The following is a 21705-nucleotide window of genomic DNA, read 5'->3' as shown; positions in this document are numbered from 1 at the left end:
CGAATTCAATACTTGTATGTGATATGGCCGGCTACCAAGTCACTCCTACCTTTAAACGAGAGTCGTATGATTTGCCTTGGACTAAATTATTAACCGAAATCGGCAATAATTACGCCTGGAAACCTTTCTTTATACGGCATAAGGCAGAAGCATTGCACGCAAATCGAACTTCTGGATTTACCGAGCCGATCCACGATATTGAAACGAAACGCCAATACGTTTTGTTCACCTATAGTCTTGGGGACAAATACGTCCTGATTTTGCGCTTGGACTGGGAACCTCTTTAGCCGGCATTCTCTTCCTTCCTATTCCCCAAAAGGATTTGTCGCTTTGGGGCTCTAACCACTTTCTTTCCTATTGATCTCAGTCTAAAGGTTAAAAACATAGTCATTGGAAGGAGTCTGAAGTGGCAGAAATCCTAAAAATCGTGAACCTCAAGGCCGGAATTGAAACGGAATCGGGCCAAATCCAGGAGATCTTAAAAGGGGTCAACCTTGTGATCAATGAGGGAGAGGTACACGCTGTAATGGGTCCGAATGGATCAGGAAAAAGTACTCTTTCCAACGTAATTCTTGGCCACCCGAAGTATAAGGTACTTTCCGGAGAAATTCTATACAGGGGCCAGTCCATTCTTACCATGCCCACCGATGAAAGAGCTCGTACTGGAATTTTTCTCTGTTTTCAATATCCTACGAGTATCCCCGGAGTCACGATCGGAAATTTTCTACGCACAATCCTGAAGTCGGTAAGAGGGAAGGAAATGCCAGTGAAAGAATTTCGCAAAGAGTTAAAGGAAAGCATGGCACTCTTGGATGTTCCGGATAGTTGGGTAGGTCGTTACGTAAACGACGGTTTTTCGGGCGGAGAAAAAAAGAGAAACGAAATTCTTCAGATGACTTTATTAAAACCTAAATTAAGTATATTGGATGAAACTGATTCGGGCCTTGATATAGACGCTTTAAGGATTGTAAGCGAAGGAATCAACAAGAACAAGGCTCCGGACCGTTCCATACTTTTGATTACGCATTACCAAAGAATCTTGAATTACGTGACTCCTGATTTCGTGCATGTGTTCGCACAAGGGAAGATACTAAAAACGGGCGGACGAGAGTTGGCGCTCGAATTGGAAGAAAAAGGATATGATTGGATCCTCGCAGCTGCAAACTGAAGGAATGGATTTCAAGCTATCTTTCGAAAAACTTTTATCCGAAAAATCGGAACCTAAGGATTTATTAGATTTTCGTAAAAAAGCATTTTCATTTTTAGAAAAGGCTGAATTCCCGAACCCGGGGCTGGAGTCTTGGAGAAAAATTAGTCTTTCTAATTTCAAATTGGATAGTTTTGACAAAGCTCCTTCTCGGGAAGCCGTGAAGTTTTCTTCGGAAAATGGTTCTCAGATTACTGCATTGTCGGAACTTGATTCGAATCGGCTAAAATCTGTTTTGAGTTTGGCCGAACCCGCACTTCAAGCTTATAAGAGCGAGTGGACTTCTTTGTTTACTCTTTCGCACTTTACGCACGCTTATTATATTCAGTTAAAGGAAGTACAAGAAGAGGAGCCTCTACCTCAGATCTGCGTTTCTTGCAACGAAGGGAACTTCGTGCTTCCTTTGTTTATTATTGAAGCGCCTGCGATGTCCAAGGCAAGGATTTTGGAAGAATGGATTTCGAGTTCTTCGGATGATTTCCGATGGATGAACGGTGTCACTATTTTAAGGATCCGAAAAGGTGGGCATTTTCAGTACGCAACTACGGAAAGTCTGGGAGACTCAACATTTAGATTTCGAGCAACTCATTCTGTCCAAGAAGGCGATAGTAGATTTCATACTTCAATCGCTACTTGGGGAGGATACAAAGGAAAGTCCTTCTATGACGCTGAGGTAACCGGCAACGGTGCCTGGACGCGTTTTGCCGGAATTTCTCCTTTGAGGGCAAAGGAATACCAGGATACTGAAATCAGAATTTTACATAAAGCGGACCATGGTAATAGTTCGATTTTGTTTAGAGTCGCGGCTAGAGAAAAAGCACACCATGTTTTTACCGGAAATCTTCATATTCCTGCCGGATGCAAAGACGTAGCCGCAGTGCAGATTAATAACAATTTGCTGTTGGACAGAACTGCTCGGGCAGAGTCCATTCCAAAGTTAGAAGTATTTGCCGATAGCGTAAAATGCGAGCACGGAGCGACTGTTGGCGAAATTGACGAAGAACAATTGTTTTATTTGGCTTCCCGAGGGATCTCCGAGCATGAAGCTAGAAGATTAATTGTAGAAGGATTTTTGGGCGAAGTCGTGAGAGAATTCCCTTCTGAGAAACTTCGTAATGAAATTGAGTCTGTTCTTGAAACAAGAATGCTGGAAGGTCTACCGTAATGGGCGCTTTTAGAGTAAAGCTCTCCGAATTGGCGGAGGGGAAGGTGTTCGTAGTCGAGACCAAATTCAACAGAATTGGAATCACTCGGATCGGAGATCAGATTTACGCGTTCGAAGATGTCTGCACTCACGATGGCGAGGCGATTTCTCACGGGAATTTGGAAGGCGACGTAATTACCTGCCCTAGACATTTCGCGCAATTTAATGTGAAAAGCGGTAAGGCACTTTGTATGCCGGCGGTCGAGGACCTCCCCGTTTATTCTACTCGAATCGTAGGTGACGAAGTCGAAGTAGAGTTGGATGATTGACGTATGAGAAGATTGGAAAGGGAGGCAGTACATTGAGTTTCGATATCAAACAGATCCGAGCCGATTTCCCCATTCTAAATACTCGAATGAATGGAAAACCCTTGGTTTTCTTGGACAGCGCTGCTAGTTCTCAAAAGCCTAGCTCCGTAATCGCAACTGAGGCAAATTATTATCAGCACGAAAATGCGAATATTCACCGGGGAGTCTATGCTCTCTCTCAAAAAGCCACTGAGAAGTACGAATATTCGCGCATTAAAGTTGCAAAGTTCATCGGAGCAATCTGCGCAAAAGTAGTCATTTTTACAAGAAATACAACAGAATCGATCAACTTAGTCGCCCAATCTTGGGGGCGTACGAATATACACGAAGGCGATGAAATTGTACTAAATGAATTGGAGCACCATTCCAATCTAGTTCCTTGGCAAATGCTCGCCCAAGAAAAGCAGGCTGTCCTAAAATATATTCCGATTCTACCGGATGCTACTTTAGATTATTCTAATTTAGATGAAATAATCACCGAAAGAACTAAGCTTGTTGCAGTAGCGCAAATGTCGAACGTTACTGGGACTATTCACGATCTGCATCCAATCATCAGGAGAGCCCGTCAAGTTGGGGCCAAGGTTCTAGTGGATGGAGCTCAAGGGATTTGCCATTTACCGGTCAATGTACAGCAAGGCGATTATGATTTCTATGCCTTCTCTGCTCACAAAATGTTGGGGCCAACTGGCGTGGGAGTTCTATACGCAAAAGAAGAAATTTTAGAGTCAATGCCTCCTTGGATGGGTGGTGGGGACATGATTTCTCGTGTCTGGAAAGATAAGGCTACCTATGCCGATCTTCCTGCAAGATTAGAGGCAGGAACTCCTAATATTTCCGGAGTGATAGCCTTTGGTGCTGCGATCGATTATCTTGAATCTGTCGGGATGGACGAAATTCGGAATCACGAGTTGGAACTCCTACAATACGCCTTGGAAAGATTAGAGGAATTCGGAGGATTAGAATTTTACGGTCCAACCGATTTATCCAAACGGGGCGGGGTGGTTTCTTTTAACTTTCCGGGAGTTCATCCGCACGATGTAGGTTCTATCCTAGATGAGGAAGGTATCGCGATCCGAGTCGGACATCATTGTGCCCAGCCTTTCATGGAATACAAAGGAATTTCTGGCACTTGCAGGGCCTCCTTCTATCTTTATAACACGAAAGAAGACGTAGATCGTCTTCTCGACGGTCTAAAGAAGGTAAAGGAGATATTCGGTCGTGTCCTTAAGCGATGAACTCTATAAAGAAGTCCTTTTAGACCATTACCAAAATCCTAGGCACCATGGCTCTATAGAGAATCCAGATGTGCACGAACTAGGAGTAAATCCTTTGTGTGGAGATGAAGTGGAATTGTTCCTCAAACTAGATGGGAACAAGATTCACGACATTTCGTTTAACGGTAAGGGTTGTTCGATTTCCCAAGCTTCTTCTTCTATGCTTACGGATTGCCTCTACGGAAAAACAATCGACGAAGCAAGGGAGCTCTTGGTTTCCTTTAAAGCGATGCTGATCGAGGACGAAGAGCCTCATTTCTCGGAGGAATACGAGGATCTGGAATCACTTGAAGCTGTCAGAAAAATTCCTGCAAGAATCAAATGCGCAGTCTTGCCTTGGAACACCCTTGAGAAGGCTCTGAACAAAAACGAAAAAGCACTTTAGATTTGAGGAAAATGAAATGGAACCGAACGAATCTATGAATGTTCAGTTACTCGAAGCTCCAACAAACGAGCTCGAGCAAAAAATTTACGAAGCGGTTCACAATGTCGAAGATCCTGAAATCGGAATCTCCGTGGCTGAACTTGGATTAATCTATAAAATCAAAGCAGAGAACGGAAAAGCTAAAATCGAAATGACTTATACTTCGATGGCTTGTCCAGCCGGCCCTCAAATAAAGCAAGAAATCCAAGATAATGCCCTCAGGGTTGAGGGGATTGATTCTGTGGAAGTCGAAGTTGTTTGGAATCCGAAGTGGGATCCGAGATTGATGGCTTCGGAAGAGGCCAAGATGGATCTGGGGATTTTCGATTATTGAGAGCTGGTCTAGAAGGGCCCCGCCCTTCCTGGGAGGGGGGCCGGTGGCGGGCAACCAAAGGGCCTTTTAACAGAACTTCGTTTTTTTGCCAAGGTTTTTTTGCTTTCCAATTCTTGTAGGACCTCCTACAAAATTAGAGGATCATCGCGTATATAGATTAAGGATTTCGAATGAAGGACGAGGAAACGATTCGATTCTTTTCCGACCAAGCCAAACTTTTTTCCTGGTTCGAAAAGAATCATACTAAGGCGAAAGTTCTCTGGATCGGCTATCATAAAGTCAGCACCGGGAAAGACAGTATTAACTGGTCCGAATCCGTAGATGTCGCATTATGTTTTGGCTGGATTGACGGAGTCCGAAAATCTATCGACGAGGTCAGTTACAAGATTCGTTTTACACCTAGAAAAGCTTCTAGTAATTGGAGCGCTATCAATATTAAGAAAATGAAAACTTTGATAGAAACCGGCCAAATGAGAGCTCCTGGTTTAGAAGCTTTTAATAATCGAGATGATGCAAAGTCGAATCAGTATTCTTATGAAAGGGAAACTGCAAAATTGACGAAAGAATTCGAAGCCCAATTTCGCAAAAATAAGAAGGCCTGGGACTATTTTCAATCGCAGCCACCTTGGTATCGCAAAGCAGCGAGCTGGTGGGTCATCAGTGCAAAACAAGACGCGACTCAGTTAAAAAGATTAAATATATTGATCGGGGATTCGATGGAAGGCAAGAGGATAGCTCTTCTGACAAACTCAAAAAAATAAATCCTTTCTCATTAAACTTCTCCAAAAGTACTCTTTCTCATAGGATCCGGTTGCGTTTAACGTGAAGCCCTGGGCAATTCACTTATGAATTGCAAGACACCTTTAATCTATCAATAAATAATTGTAGATATTATTAAGCGAACATGCGAGCATTCGTTAATCTGAGCGCTTGCTCTCGAGCGGGAAAGGAGAATCGATATGAAAAAGATTCCACGAAGCAAACCATCCCGACAATTGCTAAAGACAAAATCGAAAGCCCGGCTAACAAAGGGAAGGGCGAAACAAGACTCACGGAAGTCAGTTCAGGGAAAATCCATTTCCGGGCAAGAGTCAAGCAAGCCTTATGGAGATGCAATAGTCATCGGCTGCGGTATCGGAGGGTTGATGGCAGCAAGGGCGCTTGCGGATTTTTTTAAAAAGGTCACCGTGCTGGATCGGGACAAGTTGCCATCGTCCTCCAACCCTAGACAAGGAGTTCCGCAAGGCAAGCATCCTCATGTATTGTTAAATTCGGGAAAAGATGTGATAGAGTCTTTTTTTCCCGGGATGATCGAGGAATTACGAAAAGAAGGCCTCAACGTAATCGATTCATCGCAAGAATTTATCTGGCATCATTTTGGTGTATGGAAAAGCCGATTTCGGAGCGGAGTCCATTTGATGCTGTTCACAAGGCCATTTTTGGAATGGAATCTAAGAAAAAGATTGAAGGCTACTTACGGAGTCGAATTTATTCCCGAAAAATCGGTGGAAGGATTATTATCCGATGTTACTAAGCGTAGGATAACAGGAGTTAGGCTATCATCCGGCAAAGAGTTATTTGCGGATCTAATCGTGGATGCATCTGGTCGAGGCTCCAGGTGTCCGCAGTGGCTGGAAAGTTTAGGTTATCCTAAGCCCTTTGAGGAAAAGATTGGGATCGATTTGGCGTACACAAGTTTTCTATGTAAGGCCCCAAAGAATTTTGATCAAAACTGGAAGCTTTTGATAGAATACCCAAAATCTCCTGATAACTGGAGAGCGGGATTTATTTCTTGCGTAGAAGGGAATCGATGGCTTGTGAGTTTAAACGGCTATTTTAAGGATCATGCTCCGACCAATCAATCTGGTTTTATGAACTTTGCCAAAACTCTAACGAGGCCGAATCTTTACAATTTTATAAAGTACGCAAAGCCAATTACGGACATTACGATATTTAAGATTCCTACAAATAGATGGCGTCGTTTTGATCGATTGTCAGATTTTCCGGAGAATCTCGTTCCTTTTGCAGATAGTGTCTGCGCTCTAAATCCAATTTTCGGCCAGGGAATATCTGTCGCCAGTCTTCAATCTAAAATTCTTCACGATTGTTTAATGGAGCAGTTTAGATCAAGTCGAAATTCGTTGAAAGGGTTTGCAAATAGAGTTAGAAAAAGACTTCCAAATGCGATCAAACTTCCTTGGTTTTTGACAAAAACTCTGGATTTGCATTATCCCCAGGCGACGGGTAGTAGGCCCTTTGGACACAGTATTCTTATGTGGTATATTAACAGAATGATGGAGCTGATGTCAGTGAATCAGAGAATTTATTACGAATATCTTTGGACAATCCATCTTAAAAAAAGCCTTTGGAATATTATTAAACCTTCGGTTTCTTTGACGGTTCTATGGTACGGAATTTTAAGCTTTTTTGTCCCGCTGGAAAAGCGCGCAAATACGGATCGAATTCCGATCCAGGCATAGATTAAAAAGAATTCGCAATACAACTCTATTTTTCATATTGGTCTTGAATGAAACATTTGGAAATGTTTTTCAATCGGTTGGAACGAATGTCCAAGCACTGGAAAAAATGGGCCAGGCGTAGGGATATTAGTTGCTTTCGAGTTTACGATAGGGACATTCCGCAGGTCCCGCTTTCTATCGATTTGTACGAGGACTATTGCCAAGTTGCCGAATACGCCAATAGCTATCCATTAACAGACGCTGAAAAGCAGCACGAAAGATCGGAGATAGAAAAGGCAATATTCGAAATACTGAATGTATCCCCCGAAAAGCTTTTTTGGAAAAAAAGAGAACAGAAAAAAGGATCGAGCCAGTATGAAAAACTAGGCAATCGCCAAGCTTCTATTGTAGTAAACGAAGGAGGGCTGCGATTTAAGGTAAATCTAAGCGATTATCTGGATACCGGTTTATTTCTGGATCATAGAATTACTCGGGAACTCGTCCGAAATGAATCGGCCGGCAAAAGAGTACTTAACCTATTTGCATATACAGGATCCTTTTCCGTTTACGCTGTTGCGGGTGGAGCGATTCTTGTGACGAGCGTAGATCTTTCTAAGACGTATCTGGATTGGGCAAAAGAAAATTTTCGCTTAAACCAAATGAATTCCGAAGAACATGAATTTGTCCAGGCTGATGTGTTAAACTGGCTGAAAACTTCTGGATCCAAAGCGGCGCGAAAAGAAAAATATGACCTGATTGTAGTTGATCCTCCTACATTCTCAAATAGCAAGAGAATGGACGGCTTCTTTGATATCCAAAAAGATTATTCCTACTTGCTAAATTTATTATATAAAGATTACTCAAATCCCGGTGCAGTTTTGTATTTTTCTACGAATTTTCGAAAGTTCAAACTGGATCCGAATTCGATATTATGGGATGAAGTAGAGGACCTTACAAAGAGAACTCATCCCGATGACTTTCGCAGCGAAAAGATCAGATCGGTTTGGAGATTTAAGAATAGGTCATAGATCTCGTCTACCAAATCTACTTGAATCCAATCACCCTAAAAATTCGATTAAACCAATACAGAGTTCTGAAGTGCCGGTCTATCCTTCCCTTAGGAAATTCAATAGTGTAATTTTTGTGCCGAGATCAGTTACAAGAAAAAATGAAGAATTATTTTCTTTCCAAACCGGACAATATAGTGAAAACTAACATTCCGATTCAAATCTCTTTGATAAGGTGAACAGAGATGAAATCCCGAATTTCAATATTCTTAATTATCCTATTTTTCCTGTTAGCTACAGCTTCGGTAAGCGCACAGAATAGCTCCGGTGGCGGAAATGGTGCAATTCCCGGAGAAGAGGACCAGGCAAGTAGGAGGTCCTCGAAAAAGTTTTTTGTTGGCGGATTTATTTTTAACAAGTTTAACGGATTAAATTGGATTGGATTCGGTTATCAATTCTCTTCGAAATTAGCGATTTCGTTTCAAGGGAACGAGCAAAGGCGGATCAGTCGCTTTGATTTGGATTTAATCGGTGCTCAGGGTTCTACCGCTTCTTTCACGCTAACGAATAGTGAAGAGATTCAAAGACAGGCAATGCTGCAACTCGAATGGTTCCCGTTCGCAAATCCTTACTACGTAGGTGTTGGAGCAGGGACAGAAACCTTTTCGAAAATAGAGAGAACGACAAATACCTCTACTCTCATAAACGATGTGAAATACTATGATTGGAGTCTCTTGCAAAAAAGAACTTTCGCATCCATAGGCGCAGGTTTTCGTTATTTATTTCCTTCGGGATTTTTTGTTCATTTGGGCGGAAATTTCTTAGGTTATCTAGGCACGAATTCTCATCCTCAGCACGGAGCTTACATTTCAAATTCCTATTGGGACCCGGCTTCTTTTGAGAAGGCATGGAAGAGTCCGAATGCTGAGGCGAAGGATCATCAAAATGCTTACGGAATGCAATTGCAGGTTTTAGTCGGTATTTCTTTTTGATCGAGGATGAATGATCGAAGGTCAGAGGTCAGAGGTAAACGTTTTCACCTTTTTTGTTTTTGCTGCTTAACCTGATTGAGACTAAGAGAAAATTGTATCTATGACAAATCAGAATACTGTCGCGGAGGAAAAGGCAGTCCGTAACCAAGTTTCCTTAGAGATTGCGCGCTACTTTCTGCTTCACATCAAAGCAGAGTTAAAGAAAGGCGAAAATCCTATCAACCAATCTAGAATCGACGAAAGAACATCCATAGAGATCAATAAAGAGATTTTAGATCGCCTTTACTCGGAATTTTCGGATCTGGAATCTGGACCGATTCCTACATTCAATTTTATAGAAGAGTGGGCCAAGAGAAATGGTTTCATATTTAAATATGACGAATATTCTTTTGACACATATAATCGAATTTTTATCGAAAGGCTTCTGTCCTTTAAGAACAATTCCGCGGAGAATTTGAGAAAATTTCGTGAGATTTCTCAGAAGGTTTTCAGCCAGGTTGATTATAGCCAAAGTGGCTTTTCCATTTCTTTCTTTATACGTGTCGAAAACAATATGAGGGAACTCCTAAGGGAAATTGCTAGGGGAATTCCGAATATCGATTATGAGCTTGCCTGGCGTTTGTTATTCGAGCAGAGCAAAGAATACCAAGAAGTCGTGAATGAAATTTTTGAAAAGAGATTGCAGGACGCACTAGATCAATCTGACAAATTGCTGCACAATATTCTACCCGCAAAAATCGCTTCAGAGCTGAAAAGGACCGAAAAGGTCGATCCGGTCTTTGTCAATTCTGCGACAGTCCTTTTTACTGATTTTGCCGGCTTTACTAAGTTATCCGAAAAAATGACTCCAAGAAATCTGATAGAGAATCTGGATGAATGCTTTTCCATCTTTGATAAGATAATAGAAAAACATAATTTAGAAAAAATAAAAACGATCGGAGATTCTTATATGTGCGTTGGTGGACTGCCAGAACCCAATCGAACACATCCCATCGACGCTACGCTGGCCGCACTTGAAATGGTGGAAGCTATTTCGACGCTCAAGAATAAAAAGAAAGAGAAAGGTGAACCGTATTGGGATATCCGAGTCGGATTGCATACTGGACCTTTGGTCGCCGGAGTTATCGCAAAGAAAAAGTTCAGTTACGATGTATGGGGAGATACGGTAAATACGGCAAGCAGAATGGAATCCTCTGGAGCACCTGGAAAGGTAAACGTATCTTATGCTACGTATGAAAAAATCAAACCTTACTTCGAATGTATCGATCGAGGGGGCGTTGAGACAAAAAGTAAGGGAAAAATAAACATGTTCTTTGTCGAAGGCTTACATTCTAAATATATTTTAGACGCGCGAATAGAATTGCCTGAACCAAACCAGGAATTTAAGAACTTATACGACAAGATAGCAAAGGATGAACTTTAATAATCGTTCCTATCCTAGTGAAAACCGATTTGCTGGGATGCGAACAATATAACAGCTGTGAGACGGCTCTGCCAAAACCATAAAATTGCATTAGGGTTGCTAAGATTTTGCACCGGGATTGATGTGGAAAAAACTTCCCTGGGTGCAATTTGTGAAGAGCTTAATTTTCATTTCCGTCAGTTTAGTCCTTTTGGGTTTCACGCTAAATTGTGAAGACAAAGAGGATAAAAATGCACAAGGCCAAAACTTGACTGGCTTCCTTAAAACCCTATATACGGTGCAATGTACGGAAGACAGTCTTAAGAATTATGTTCTTTCTGCCAATAAACAGAAGGTGACTTTTGCCGCAGGCTGGAACGCAGACGCGGACTACTTCGAGAGCAAATTCTTCTTTTCTGCGGCAAGTTTAGTCCAGGATGAAAATATTGTGATCGATTTCACCAACGCTTCGTTTGCACCGAGCGGAAGCTTTAATCCAGACGGAAATTTTGTTACTGCGTTTGTAGGAAGCTCATGCTCTGCTCTGAGCGGACGTGCGTATACTTTGTATTGTTATTCGTACGATTCCGGAAATCCAAACAAATGGAAATGCAAAATTGATTTAAGAAGCTATTCTAATCCTCCCTCCTTGCATCAAGGATTTATCTTTGGTATTTCCGTTCAAACTCCTGCATATTCAGAGATCAAAGACGTAATTTTTTATAAAGAATGACCGGGGCAGGTCGGGATTCACTGAATTTGCCCCGGAAAAAATTTTAGCCCTTTCCTTCTAAAAAATAAATTTTTCTGCAACAACTCAGGTCGATTTCGCTCTGATTCAACAGTTGGCAGATTGGGGATAATCCATACTGCTAAAATCTAAGCGAAAGGAATCTAATATGACAGCATTAGAAAAGCCTCGAGAGACTTTGAGCTCTGTCCGCGAAATTCTCTCGGAAGGCACATTTGACAACCCAACTTACCTCGGAGTTCTTTATTTTTTAAGGGATATTGGGTTCTTTATTGTTTCAATGGTGTTGCTCTGGAAAATAGATACTTGGTATCTTTTGCCCTTCTTATGGTTTTTTGCCGGAGTAACAATTGCAGCATTGTTCGTAGTCGGCCACGATGCTGCGCACGGTGCACTTTTTAAGAATGAGAAATTGGCGTACTGGATAGGCCAGATAGCCATGCTTCCTTCACTTCATGCCTATAACCAGTGGGCTTATGGACATAATCGAATTCACCACGGCCACACGATAAAGCTCCAGGGGGACTTTGTCTGGCACCCAGTTTCAGTCGAAGAATATAAGAAATTCAATATATTCAGAAAAGCATTCCATAGAATTGCCTGGTCCGCGTGGGGTGGAGGTCTGTATTATCTTGTCGAAGTTTGGCTCAAAGGAATGGTTCTTTTTACCGCTCCTCTGAAAGAAGCTTTAAGAGATAAGATCATTATGCTTGTCTTTGCTTTTGCTTCGGGCGGGCTAGTCTATTATTTTGGCGGACTCACTCCGAACGGCTTTGATGTTCGCACTGGTCTATGGTTCTTTACGAAAGTTTGGCTCCTGCCGTTCATCGCATGGAACTACTTTATCGGAACAACGGTATATGTTCACCATATCAGGCCGGAAATTCCTTGGAAAGATAGTTCAGAATGGACACCTTTCTATGGCCAAATGCGCGGAACGGTGAACTACCATATTCCATATATATTTAATTTCTTTTTCCATAATATATTTATTCATTCTCCACATCACGTTCATATGAAGATTCCTTTCTATCATCTACCGCGTGCATTGGGGGAAATTAAGGCGCATTACCCTAGTTATGTGGTCGAAAGAAACACGTTTACTAAAGATTACTTTCATTCTACTTCCAAGTGCAAGCTAATAGATCCAAGCACAGGAAAATGGATGACCTACAAAGAAGCTTTGAACGACTCTGAATCACAAGACGAAACTGATAACGAGCTCGAGACAGTAGCAACCTAGTTCTTAAAAATGAACCCATGAAAACCTGGAACCTTGGATGGTGCAAACCCTCCAAGGTTTTTTTATTCTCTTCCTGGCTTTCCCAAATATTCTAAAACGACCAAAGCCATGTCGTCTTGAACAGCGTCCTTTTCATTCGTAAACCTACGAATGCTTTCAATTACTTCAGAACAAAATGGATCCGGCTTTAGGTGAGAATTCTCCGTGAATACTGAAAACAGCCTTTCCTCCCCGAAAAAGGTTCCATTCTTATCCCTTGCTTCGAAGAATCCATCCGTATAAAGTATCATCTTGTCGCCTAAGCCTAGCATGGTTTCCTGAGTGGTATAAGGAGTCATGATAGCTTCGTTGATTGCGATTCCGGAAGGTCTGAGTAATTCGGGCTGCGTATAATTTTTTCTCAGAATTACAGATGCAGGATGTCCTGCGTTCGCGAGTAAAAGTCGGCCGGATTCCGGATACAAAGTAGCAATAGTAGCGGTCAAAAAGTTTCCATTCAATTTTCCTAATAATTGAGTGCGAAGCTTAGTAAGCATAAATCCAGGATCGCTCAAATAATCTGACCAATCAGACAGTGCCATTTTTGCCATGGACGCGAGCATTGCGGCACCGACTCCGTGTCCGGTCACATCGCAAATAAAAATTCCGAGTGCTCTTCCGGTGCGGTCCGTTATTGCATCAATAAAATCCCCGCCTACATCGAGCATTGGTACATAACGAAATGATACTCTTACATTTGCGATATTAGGAAGGTCAGATGGAAGTAGCGCGGCTTGGATCTTTGCAGCAATCGCCAAGTCTCTTTCCAAGAGTTTAGTTTTTGCTTCGATCACGGCTTTTTGAGCGACAATAGTCCTGGTTCTTTCGATCACTTTAGTTTCGAGAGATTCATTTAGCGCTTTGAGGGAGGCCTGAGTGGCTTCGAGATTATTGTACGTGTCAGAATATCTTTTTGCCAACACGAAGGAGAATGCGAGAGACATTCCAAAAAATCCATCGTTAATAATCGACTCTGACACGATAGCGTTCAAGAAGATTGCAATATCGTGTGCGATCGCGGTAAAGAAAACTCCGACGCCGACAAGAAGTCCGTAAGAGATATTCTTTGAAACCAAGATATAATCTTTCGTAATTCTAAATAGAATGTAAAAGAGAAATAGGATCAGTGCGTTAATAAACAGCTCAAATACATAACGGTAATAAAAGTAGATCGTCCCAGTAGCAATATATTCGACTAAAGAAAATAAAGCACACAAAAGGAAAAATCCTTCGAAAACCATAGACACTTTGGTTCGACGAATCGGCAAAAAATGCTTAAAGAATTCGTAAAGGAAAACTGTAGGAAGAGAGCCTATAAAAAAGGCGCATATTACATAAGAAGCTCTTGCATCAAGAAGATACAATATATGACCTTTGAACGCGAGTAGCCAGATCGATAAGGTCAAATTTAGCAAAGCGAAGTATAGATAAAAAATTTCCTGCTTTCTTTGGGAATAGATAAATAAGAAATATAAAAACAAAAAGATCTGAATCGCAGATACAGCGATTGTCTTCATGTTTCGGATCAAATATAAATGCTGGATTTTACTCCTTTGACCGAAATATACGAAACCTTCAAAAGCCGAAGCAAAATCCAGAGAGGACAATCGGATATCAATCCTATTTTTTCCTGAGTGAAGTAGCGTTTTGGGAACAGAAACGATTTGCGGTTTTGCATTGATCGGAGGAAGCTTGCCTTCGATCAACTCACGAGTACTCGCGATAAAATTTCCGTTGATCAGTAGAACAGCTCCAGTGGCCGAGGCAGGAAGATAAAAAGCAAACCCATCTGATTGGGTTAAGTCTTGCTCCTCCAGTTCCATATCCAATTGATAAGATTGAATATCGCCAGTCTCAAGAATTTCCGGAATTCTAGTAAACTCTATGCTCGGGTTCGATTTTCTGAGTGAAGTCTTAACTGCTGTAGTTTGGGAGCTATAGTTAGAGCTTTCTAATGGAGTTAGAACTGGCGCAATTACCCAATCACCAGATAGGCGTACGAGACCATCTTTCGAATCATATTTCTGAACCGGAAAAGACTGTTCTTCTGAGTAAAGTGACGCGAAAGAAAAAAGTAAGAGAAAGATTGGGTATCTAACTTTCAGTATCCGGCCTTAACAGATTGTTGCATGCTATCCTGGGAGAGATGAGAGCTGTTGTCTACTAGTCTCTGTGCTTCTTCGATTGAAACAGTGTATCCCTTCGACGCAAACCAATTGGAAAGCGCGGTTGCATCACCTTTTGATAAAACTGAGTGTGCTTCTTTTCCAAGTGCCGGATTTTTGCTAAGATCAATTGTGAAATCAATAAAGTTTTTCATTTCTGCCTCGAAAACTATATAAGATATTTCCAGTACTGAGTTCAATAAAATTATGCTTTAGTTAAGAAGCCATACTCTAAAAATGTACGATTTTGTCGGTTCTTAGCCTAACACACTTAAGATTGGCGAATAGATCCCTTGTGACTCGGTGACTGCTGATTTCAAAGAATTTGGATCGATGGATAAAAGGGAATAAAATGAAAGTCCTCATAATTGGAGGAGGTCCTGCTGGAGCCTCTGCTGCTTATTTTTTGGCCAAGGCTCAGATTGAAGTCACCGTTATAGATAAGGCAAAGTTTCCTAGAGATAAAACCTGCGGAGATGGAGTTTCTGCGAGAGCTTTCTATACTTTGTTTAGAATGGGCATCAGATCTGCCCAAGAGTTTACTTCAGGTCAAGAAATTTCCTCAGTGTACCAGCTCGACTGGTATGGGAACCGGAATTTTATCGATGCACCTCGCAATTTGTACGGAAATCCGTTTTCCGTAATTTCAAGAAAGGAATTTGATCATGCGCTGATTACCAAGGCAGTTGGAGCTGGTGCTACTTTGATTGAGGGCGTGTCTGTAACCGAAATTCGAAAAGATGGAAATGATTTTAGAGTACATTTTGGAAATCGCACTGAAAAAGCAGATGTAGTCGTTGGTGCCGATGGAGTGAATTCCCTGGTTCGATCTAAATTTTTTCAGTCTCCGTTCTTGCCTACCGAAAAGGCTTTTGCTTACCGAGCCTACTTTGAAAACGTCAATTTAGATTTTCAGAATAGTTATCATTTCGTCTACCTTAAGGAATTGTATCCAGGTTATGCCTGGATTTTTCCTTTGAGCGGAAACAAGGCCAATATAGGAGTTTCTTATCCTGCCGTAGAAGATCATAAAGTCACGATAAAACCTGAGGAGGCTTTTGAGAATTTGCTTTCTCTTCCTTCACTTCAAAAAGAATTAAAAAATGCTAAAATGGTTGATCGACCTAGAGGATATCATATTCCGATGAGAGTCGGAAAAGGAAGTTTGGTAAAAGACTCAGTTTTTTTGTGTGGGGACTCTGCGGGCTTAGTAGATCCGATCACCGGAGACGGAATAGATTTTGCCCTTGAATCCGGGAGCATGGTTGCAGAGGATATTATCGATTACACTAAAATAAATTGGAGAAAGCGAAAATTAGGCGACTTATATAACGATAAGTGTCACAGAAATATCGTAGATTCGTTGCGTTTGAAGGAACTCCAAAAGAAAGTTTTTCTTCGAAAAAATGCGGTAGACCGATATTTTAAGAATCGGTCGAAAGTTCACGATCAATTTCTGGTTTCGAGTGCAGTATTAGGGACAGCGAATTCTAGCGATTTATTGAGATTATATTTGCACACACTATGATCCATGAAGGAAACATAATATTTGGCAAACATTTTTCGTTGGATAGGACAGGTCTTTTGGAAGACGAGCAGGCCTTACTTCGAAAAATGAACGATGCATTACTAAACGCGTGCCGTCTTATGCCATCTAGCTTCAGGTCCGAAGCAGTACTATTTCTCTATCAATACTCTGGCTCTCCTATCGGAGAAGAATTAAACTATTTCAAGGAATATTACCCGCCGAGCTTTACCATTTTGGCCCGATTAATGGAGAAAAATACTAAAAGCCAAAATGACCAGTATAGCGGACATTTAATCGAAGCACACTCGATGGCGCTTCTACTACATTCATTAGATGACCATTTGGTCGATCAAAGCCTAATTCTCACTCATCTTCTATTGCAGTTTCGAACTGTTATTTGGTTAAAATATCAAGATTCTTTAAATTATCTGGTTCAAATTCTTTCGGATGGAAAGAAAATTGTGGAAAGAGTTATAGACGACTACTTTCGCTCCATTCAGGAGACGAGGCGCTTGAACTCTCTCGATTCTTATCTGGATAGATTTAGAAAGCAAATGGGTACATGGAGCTTGCAGCCTTATCTGCTCGCTCTCGAATTAGAGGGCATTGATTTCGCAAATAAGCTGTTACTGATGTATGAATCTTTTGGAATCGCTTGGCGTTTGGCCGACGATTACCAGGATTTGGAGGAAGATCTGGATCGAGGGGATATTTCTTCGATGATATATTTCCTTCCGAACGAATTGAGAGCAGATTGGAATTCCGAAAACCGGAAGGAAATCGCAAATATTTTTCGGATTTCGAATTCGGGCCAAAAGGCTCGAGAAAAAGTGAAAGAAAATGTGCTTCAAGCGATTTCGATAGCAACGGAGCTCAATCTAGATACGTACGCAGATTCTCTGAAAAGACTTATTTCAGTCCATTAGGACATTATAATGATTGAATCTATTGAATGTTGTTTCGGAAGTACTTTAGGCATTTAGAATGAACCTTACCGAATGGTTGACGATTGAACTCACCACTAAATGCGATCTTAGATGCAATAACTGCTTTGCGCTTGCGGCATTGGAGTCTAAGAGTAGCATGTCTTTGGAGAGAGCCAAGGGAATCGTAGAGGAAGGATGGAAATCTGGATTTAAGAACTTACACCTAACGGGAGGAGAGGTTACCCTCTGGAAAGGTCTTTTCGAATTACTTGATTACTCGTTTCAGATCGGATATAGGTCGGTATATTTTAACACTCATGGTGGATATCTATCCGAAGAATATTGTTCACGTCTGGCCCAATACCTAGACAAAATAACTCTTACGATTAGCCTAAATGGGCCTGAAGAGATTCATGAAACTGTAAGGGGTAAAGGGACGTACTCTAAAGCGATCGAAGGGATCGCCAACGCACTATCATATAATCTTAAAGTAGAATTGTTTGTGGTTGTCGGAAAAAGGTTACTTTCTGTTTTGCCTGGTTTTGTGCATTCTATCATGAATCTGTTTCCGAGATTGGAGAAGGTTACGCTCATACAACTTCACAGGGTGGAATCAGATTACTACGATGTTCGGAAGGATTTACTGACTCCATCCGAGTACATTCAAATGATTCAGATCGCGAATTTCCTAAAGCTGTACGGGTTTCCGATGACTATTTTGGATAACTCGCTGAGCAATGTAGTTTCCCATAAGATTGGAATGCAGTACCTTCCACATTCTCCAAATATAGAGGGAGAAGGAAGACTGGTGGTCTTGTTGGACGGAAAGATTACAGGTTCTCATTCTTCCAGATCAGAATTCGGAAAATATGAAAAGGGAGCTTTTCAGAGAATACTTGCTTCGGAGGAATATTTACGGCGAACCGGAAAAGATAGAGAAATTTGTCCTGATTGCAGGCACTTTTCGGACTGTAGTACTAATATGAATCCCAGACCAAGTTTAGAATATTGTGATTTTGAATCGGTTCCATTCTGTAAAAGGGTAATGGATTTATTAGAATTTTCTTAAGTTCGACTTGCAGGATGACCAGTGAATTCCGCAATAAGTAATGCGATATCGTCTTGGTTTTCCGAAGGATTGTTTCCGCGATATAATTGAATCCCGTTTAGAACTGTATCGCAAAGTTGCTCTGGTGTAAGTGCACTGTTTTGGCTGAGTAATAGAGAAAGTGCCTCCTCCCCAAAAAAGTCGCCACCTTGGTTTCGAGCATCAGGAATTCCATCCGTGTATAAAACGATCTTGTCTCCCGGGTGCATTTGTACGATTTCCGTTTCGTAGTCTGATGGGACCGATTCGTAAATGGCCACACCTTTCGGTCGATAAAATTCTACCTTTCCATCCGATCTCAAAATCAAGCACTCCGGATGCCCCGCGTTTGCAATCATCGCGGTTCCGGTTTGCAGATCGATGGTCACAAATGTTGCAGTGATAAAATGACCGTCCAATTTTCCGTCTAACTTTCCTTTAATATTCAGAAGTAAAGAAGACGGGTCATGAATGAATTCTCCCCAATCACCCAGGGTCATCTTTAGCATCGAGGCAACGAGTGCAGCTGATACCCCGTGGCCGGTTACGTCACCGATGAACAGGCCTAAGGCGGAACTTTCGTGATCGTAGATTACATCTAGCAAATCGCCGCCTACTTCCATCATAGGTTGGTAACGAAAAGCTAACCTCGCGTTTGGAATAATCGGTAACTCCTTTGGTAACAGTGAGGATTGAATCTTTCCGGCAATGAATAGATCTTTTGCGAGTATTCTTCCCTTTCTCTCTAATTCTTGCTTTTGTGATTTGATGATTTTGGTTCTCGCTTCGACCTTTGTTTCCAAAAGTTCATTCAAAATCTTTAATTTAGATTGGGATTTCTCTAATGCTCGAAAAACCTCGGCGTATCGTTTCGCAAGGGCCAAGCTAAACAAAAGAGTAAGTCCTAAGAAGCTTTCATTTACCCAAGGGCTAGCATGTCCTAATCCTGCGAGAGAGAGTACCGTAAACAAAGAGGATAGTGCGACTAAAACCAAGCCACTCGCAACCCATTTGAAAGAAATAATGCTTTGATTTCGGTAGAGAACGAAAATCTGAATCGTATGCAGAAAAAATAAACAGAGGACAATTATGAAAGTGTTATATGCATATTTTTCAAATAGCAAAAGGCTTCCAGTAAGGCCGTATTCTAGCGCCGGCCAAGAAATATGAAATACGAAACAAACTTCCAAAACCGTGCCGAGTAGGAATCTAGGACTCTTAAAAATCTGCCTCGTAAATTCGTGAAACAGAATCGGCAAAAGAGCTCCTAGGCAATATCCAAAAATCACTGTGGACCAAGGAGAGTCCCAAACGTAATTGCTCCATCCTTCATAGGAAGGATACCATACTGCAAGAGAGAGATTTAGAATAGAGAATGAAAGATTAAACTGATCCTTTCTCCTCCTTAAATATATAAACAGGAAAAATAAGAATGAAAAAAGTTCCAACGAAGTGAAAAAGAAAATCTTGAGAGCTTTGACCAGGAAGATGGATTGAATTTCTTCGAAAGTTCCAAAAACAGGATTCTCCCTTAGCATTCTTGGACCGGAGAAGGGAAATAGAACAACTTCTATCTTTTCGTCACCATCGAAACCTTCGATCGGAACGATTCTCGGTCGAGAAGGATACCCATTGCCCCTTGCTCCAAAAAAAGTTCGCAATTCTGGGTTAAATCCATCTCTTAAAAGAATGCATCCGGAAAAGCAAAATGGAAGATAGACTGCGGCTCTGTACGGACAATTTAAGGACTGACCGGCTATACTTTGTCCACAGTGAACGTTAAGTGACATCGTGGCAAATTTGTCTTTTCTGGCACCGAAGTCCGGGATAGTCCCTAGTGAATAGGTTTGGTCTAAGTGCTCTGATTCCGGAGATTTTTCTATTTGCGGATCATTTGAGGTAAACTGAATATTCCACTTTGATAATGTGATTACCGATTTTTCGAATCCCCATTCAAAACGTGGGGATTCCGATGATACGGAATAAGGAATAAATAATATAGTTAAGAAGGATAAAAATCCCGCTAAACCATCGTATGACTTTCCTTTTCTATTGCACATCCTTTGCACATCTAAATCCGAAATGATGGTATTCCGGATAGTTTTGGGGAATATGAGAACGGCGCTTAGATCCTCGAGCATAAGAAGAAGGCCACCACCATGACCCACCTCGAACTATTTTTTTAGCGAACCCAGGGCAGGGTTCTTCTCCGTTGCAAGGTCCCTTTGGATCTTTTCCTTCACACGCTTTTCCGCAAGTATTGTAAGAGGAGGTATACCAGTCCTGTACCCATTCCCATGAATTTCCAGCCATATCATACAGCCCATATACTCCTGGTGCACGAGTGCCTACTTCGGAGGTTGGCATTTTATGGGGAGGCTGAATCGCTACGGGCACGCAACCTTTTCGATCGTCTTCCATAATAACGGAATTTTTACAAGTAGCAGGTTCATTTCCCCAAGGGTACATATTTCCGTCTGGTCCTCTCGCTGCTTTTTCCCATTCGGCTTCCGTCGGTAATCTTTTTCCTGCCCATTTGCAATATTCAGAAGCAGAATACCAGCTGATGCCAACTGCAGGTTGTTTTGGCTTTAAGTAAGGTGCGCCGTACTTCGGTCCTACATAATTGCATTTCTTTGTGACAAGACAATCTTTGCATTTGCCTGCTCGCACACATTTGTCAAAATCTTCGTTTGTGACTTCATACGTATCCATGTAAAAATCACTTATATAAATTCTAGCTTCTGGCTTTTCATCAGGCTCGTGTCGGTTGCTTCCTCTAATAAACTCTCCGCCTGGGATACATTTCATTCCTTCCACATTTTGTCCGTTACAACCAGATGGAGACTTTGATTCTCCAGAAAGCTGTGAGGAAAAGAAACTACAGTGATTCGAAGCGGCACCTAGAAAGAGCATAAAGGATAGAAATGATATATTTATTTTTAGCCGCATTGTTCCTCTTGCATTTCCCGAAGTCTTTTTAGAGCAGGGAGACTTGCAAGAGAAAAAAGATTTTGAGACTTCCGTATAACAGTGTGTATCTGTTTGAATCATACACTAGCATAAAAAGAGAAGCCACAAAGATAACGCTTGCATCAATTTTAATTTGAAGCCCGTTTTCGAAATTGATTCTGCAGGTCAATTTACATGTGAAAGGTTTTAGTGCTTTCGGAGTATTTATAAAAATCTCGTAGGATTTCCTACACCATCGGATTCTTGATAGAAATTATTTTTGAATGAATGTTCAAAAATAGAACACACCCTTGGATCATTCTCGGGAAAAAATCAGCACAAATTTAATTAGTTTGCTTGATCCCTCAGCTTTACAGTTAAATATAACTGATTTTATTAAAAT

Annotated in this window: 20 protein-coding genes and 1 pseudogene; 17 read left to right on the top strand and 4 right to left on the bottom strand. The window is 41.4% G+C overall.

Annotation, left to right across the window (positions count from 1 at the left end):
- From CH373_RS17665 to CH373_RS17600, 14 genes and pseudogenes are all read left to right on the top strand, one after another.
- Positions 1-287 (top strand): annotated as a pseudogene (locus CH373_RS17665) (EAL-associated domain-containing protein); the annotation flags it as partial.
- A 119-nt stretch (positions 288-406) separates the two neighbouring features.
- Complete coding sequence (gene sufC / locus CH373_RS17660) at positions 407-1168, top strand: Fe-S cluster assembly ATPase SufC (protein WP_100714393.1); 762 nt, start codon at positions 407-409, stop codon at positions 1166-1168.
- Positions 1140-2372: a Fe-S cluster assembly protein SufD gene (gene sufD / locus CH373_RS17655; RefSeq protein WP_100714392.1), complete on the top strand. Its 1233-nt coding sequence runs from the start codon at positions 1140-1142 to the stop codon at positions 2370-2372. The genes sufC and sufD overlap by 29 nt, the downstream gene beginning before the upstream one ends.
- Positions 2372-2680, top strand: a complete 309-nt coding sequence (locus CH373_RS17650) for a non-heme iron oxygenase ferredoxin subunit (protein ID WP_100714391.1) — start codon at positions 2372-2374, stop codon at positions 2678-2680. Before sufD ends, CH373_RS17650 begins: the two co-directional genes overlap by 1 nt.
- A 32-nt stretch (positions 2681-2712) precedes the next feature.
- Complete coding sequence (locus CH373_RS17645) at positions 2713-3954, top strand: cysteine desulfurase (RefSeq protein ID WP_100714472.1); 1242 nt, start codon at positions 2713-2715, stop codon at positions 3952-3954.
- Positions 3938-4378, top strand: a complete 441-nt coding sequence (gene sufU / locus CH373_RS17640; protein ID WP_100714390.1) for a Fe-S cluster assembly sulfur transfer protein SufU — start codon at positions 3938-3940, stop codon at positions 4376-4378. Before CH373_RS17645 ends, sufU begins: the two co-directional genes overlap by 17 nt.
- Before the next feature lie 34 nt (positions 4379-4412).
- Positions 4413-4751, top strand: a complete 339-nt coding sequence (locus tag CH373_RS17635; RefSeq protein WP_100714471.1) for a metal-sulfur cluster assembly factor — start codon at positions 4413-4415, stop codon at positions 4749-4751.
- A 170-nt stretch (positions 4752-4921) separates the two neighbouring features.
- Positions 4922-5512 (top strand): YdeI/OmpD-associated family protein, encoded by a 591-nt coding sequence (locus CH373_RS17630; protein ID WP_100714389.1) that lies wholly within the window; start codon positions 4922-4924, stop codon positions 5510-5512.
- Positions 5513-5710: 198 nt separating this feature from the next.
- Complete coding sequence (locus CH373_RS17625) at positions 5711-7231, top strand: NAD(P)/FAD-dependent oxidoreductase (protein ID WP_100714388.1); 1521 nt, start codon at positions 5711-5713, stop codon at positions 7229-7231.
- Between the two features lie 47 nt (positions 7232-7278).
- Positions 7279-8238, top strand: coding sequence for a class I SAM-dependent methyltransferase (locus CH373_RS17620; RefSeq protein ID WP_100714387.1), 960 nt, complete (start codon positions 7279-7281; stop codon positions 8236-8238).
- 224 nt (positions 8239-8462) lie between these two features.
- On the top strand, positions 8463-9209 hold the full coding sequence (locus CH373_RS17615) for a hypothetical protein (protein ID WP_100714386.1): 747 nt from the start codon (positions 8463-8465) through the stop codon (positions 9207-9209).
- 100 nt (positions 9210-9309) lie between these two features.
- Positions 9310-10632, top strand: a complete 1323-nt coding sequence (locus CH373_RS17610) for an adenylate/guanylate cyclase domain-containing protein (protein WP_100714385.1) — start codon at positions 9310-9312, stop codon at positions 10630-10632.
- A gap of 151 nt (positions 10633-10783) precedes the next feature.
- Positions 10784-11344, top strand: coding sequence for a hypothetical protein (locus CH373_RS17605; protein WP_125170012.1), 561 nt, complete (start codon positions 10784-10786; stop codon positions 11342-11344).
- A 166-nt stretch (positions 11345-11510) separates the two neighbouring features.
- A complete protein-coding gene (locus CH373_RS17600; RefSeq protein WP_100714383.1) occupies positions 11511-12605 on the top strand; it encodes a fatty acid desaturase in 1095 nt (364 codons plus the stop codon).
- Positions 12606-12667: 62 nt separating this feature from the next.
- On the opposite strand, the gene CH373_RS17595 is transcribed toward CH373_RS17600, so the two are convergent.
- Positions 12668-14467 (bottom strand): PP2C family protein-serine/threonine phosphatase, encoded by a 1800-nt coding sequence (locus tag CH373_RS17595; RefSeq protein WP_125170010.1) that lies wholly within the window; start codon positions 14465-14467, stop codon positions 12668-12670.
- A gap of 278 nt (positions 14468-14745) precedes the next feature.
- The gene (locus tag CH373_RS17590) at positions 14746-14964 is read right to left on the bottom strand and encodes a hypothetical protein (RefSeq protein ID WP_100714381.1); all 219 of its coding nucleotides are present in this window, start codon (positions 14962-14964) and stop codon (positions 14746-14748) included.
- Positions 14965-15161: 197 nt separating this feature from the next.
- Here CH373_RS17590 and CH373_RS17585 point away from each other — a divergent pair, with 197 nt between their 5' ends.
- From CH373_RS17585 to CH373_RS17575, 3 genes are read left to right on the top strand one after another with little or no spacing between them, the layout of a single operon-like run.
- Positions 15162-16337 carry an NAD(P)/FAD-dependent oxidoreductase gene (locus CH373_RS17585; protein WP_100714380.1) on the top strand — a complete coding sequence of 392 codons (1176 nt, stop codon included), beginning with the start codon at positions 15162-15164 and terminating at the stop codon, positions 16335-16337.
- On the top strand, positions 16334-17263 hold the full coding sequence (locus CH373_RS17580; protein ID WP_100714379.1) for a class 1 isoprenoid biosynthesis enzyme: 930 nt from the start codon (positions 16334-16336) through the stop codon (positions 17261-17263). The genes CH373_RS17585 and CH373_RS17580 overlap by 4 nt, the downstream gene beginning before the upstream one ends.
- A gap of 58 nt (positions 17264-17321) precedes the next feature.
- Complete coding sequence (locus CH373_RS17575) at positions 17322-18332, top strand: radical SAM protein (protein ID WP_100714378.1); 1011 nt, start codon at positions 17322-17324, stop codon at positions 18330-18332.
- Here the strand turns inward: CH373_RS17575 and CH373_RS17570 are convergent.
- The gene (locus CH373_RS17570; protein WP_100714377.1) at positions 18329-20410 is read right to left on the bottom strand and encodes a SpoIIE family protein phosphatase; all 2082 of its coding nucleotides are present in this window, start codon (positions 20408-20410) and stop codon (positions 18329-18331) included. The genes CH373_RS17575 and CH373_RS17570 overlap by 4 nt on opposite strands.
- Entirely contained in the window at positions 20400-21161 is a 762-nt protein-coding gene (locus tag CH373_RS17565; protein ID WP_423789793.1) for a formylglycine-generating enzyme family protein, read from the bottom strand. Before CH373_RS17565 ends, CH373_RS17570 begins: the two co-directional genes overlap by 11 nt.
- Positions 21162-21705: the final 544 nt, after the last annotated feature.

The organism is Leptospira perolatii (genome assembly GCF_002811875.1).
Classification (GTDB): Bacteria; Spirochaetota; Leptospiria; order Leptospirales; family Leptospiraceae; genus Leptospira_B; species Leptospira_B perolatii.
The sequence above is the reverse complement of the archived record's forward strand: the minus strand, read 5'-3'. Positions and strand labels throughout refer to the sequence as shown.

Excerpts from the sequence above, each read along its gene's own strand:
- sufD (WP_100714392.1), top strand. The coding sequence starts at position 1,140 with ATGATTGGATCCTCGCAGCTGCAAACTGAAGGAATGGATTTCAAGCTA.
- CH373_RS17650 (WP_100714391.1), top strand. The coding sequence starts at position 2,372 with ATGGGCGCTTTTAGAGTAAAGCTCTCCGAATTGGCGGAGGGGAAGGTG.
- CH373_RS17635 (WP_100714471.1), top strand. The coding sequence starts at position 4,413 with ATGAATGTTCAGTTACTCGAAGCTCCAACAAACGAGCTCGAGCAAAAA.
- CH373_RS17630 (WP_100714389.1), top strand. The coding sequence starts at position 4,922 with ATGAAGGACGAGGAAACGATTCGATTCTTTTCCGACCAAGCCAAACTT.
- CH373_RS17625 (WP_100714388.1), top strand. The coding sequence starts at position 5,711 with ATGAAAAAGATTCCACGAAGCAAACCATCCCGACAATTGCTAAAGACA.
- CH373_RS17620 (WP_100714387.1), top strand. The coding sequence starts at position 7,279 with ATGAAACATTTGGAAATGTTTTTCAATCGGTTGGAACGAATGTCCAAG.
- CH373_RS17615 (WP_100714386.1), top strand. The coding sequence starts at position 8,463 with ATGAAATCCCGAATTTCAATATTCTTAATTATCCTATTTTTCCTGTTA.
- CH373_RS17610 (WP_100714385.1), top strand. The coding sequence starts at position 9,310 with ATGACAAATCAGAATACTGTCGCGGAGGAAAAGGCAGTCCGTAACCAA.
- CH373_RS17600 (WP_100714383.1), top strand. The coding sequence starts at position 11,511 with ATGACAGCATTAGAAAAGCCTCGAGAGACTTTGAGCTCTGTCCGCGAA.
- CH373_RS17595 (WP_125170010.1), bottom strand. The coding sequence starts at position 14,467 with ATGGAACTGGAGGAGCAAGACTTAACCCAATCAGATGGGTTTGCTTTT.
- CH373_RS17590 (WP_100714381.1), bottom strand. The coding sequence starts at position 14,964 with ATGAAAAACTTTATTGATTTCACAATTGATCTTAGCAAAAATCCGGCA.
- CH373_RS17585 (WP_100714380.1), top strand. The coding sequence starts at position 15,162 with ATGAAAGTCCTCATAATTGGAGGAGGTCCTGCTGGAGCCTCTGCTGCT.
- CH373_RS17580 (WP_100714379.1), top strand. The coding sequence starts at position 16,334 with ATGATCCATGAAGGAAACATAATATTTGGCAAACATTTTTCGTTGGAT.
- CH373_RS17575 (WP_100714378.1), top strand. The coding sequence starts at position 17,322 with ATGAACCTTACCGAATGGTTGACGATTGAACTCACCACTAAATGCGAT.
- CH373_RS17570 (WP_100714377.1), bottom strand. The coding sequence starts at position 20,410 with ATGTGCAATAGAAAAGGAAAGTCATACGATGGTTTAGCGGGATTTTTA.
- CH373_RS17565 (WP_423789793.1), bottom strand. The coding sequence starts at position 21,161 with ATGAAATGTATCCCAGGCGGAGAGTTTATTAGAGGAAGCAACCGACAC.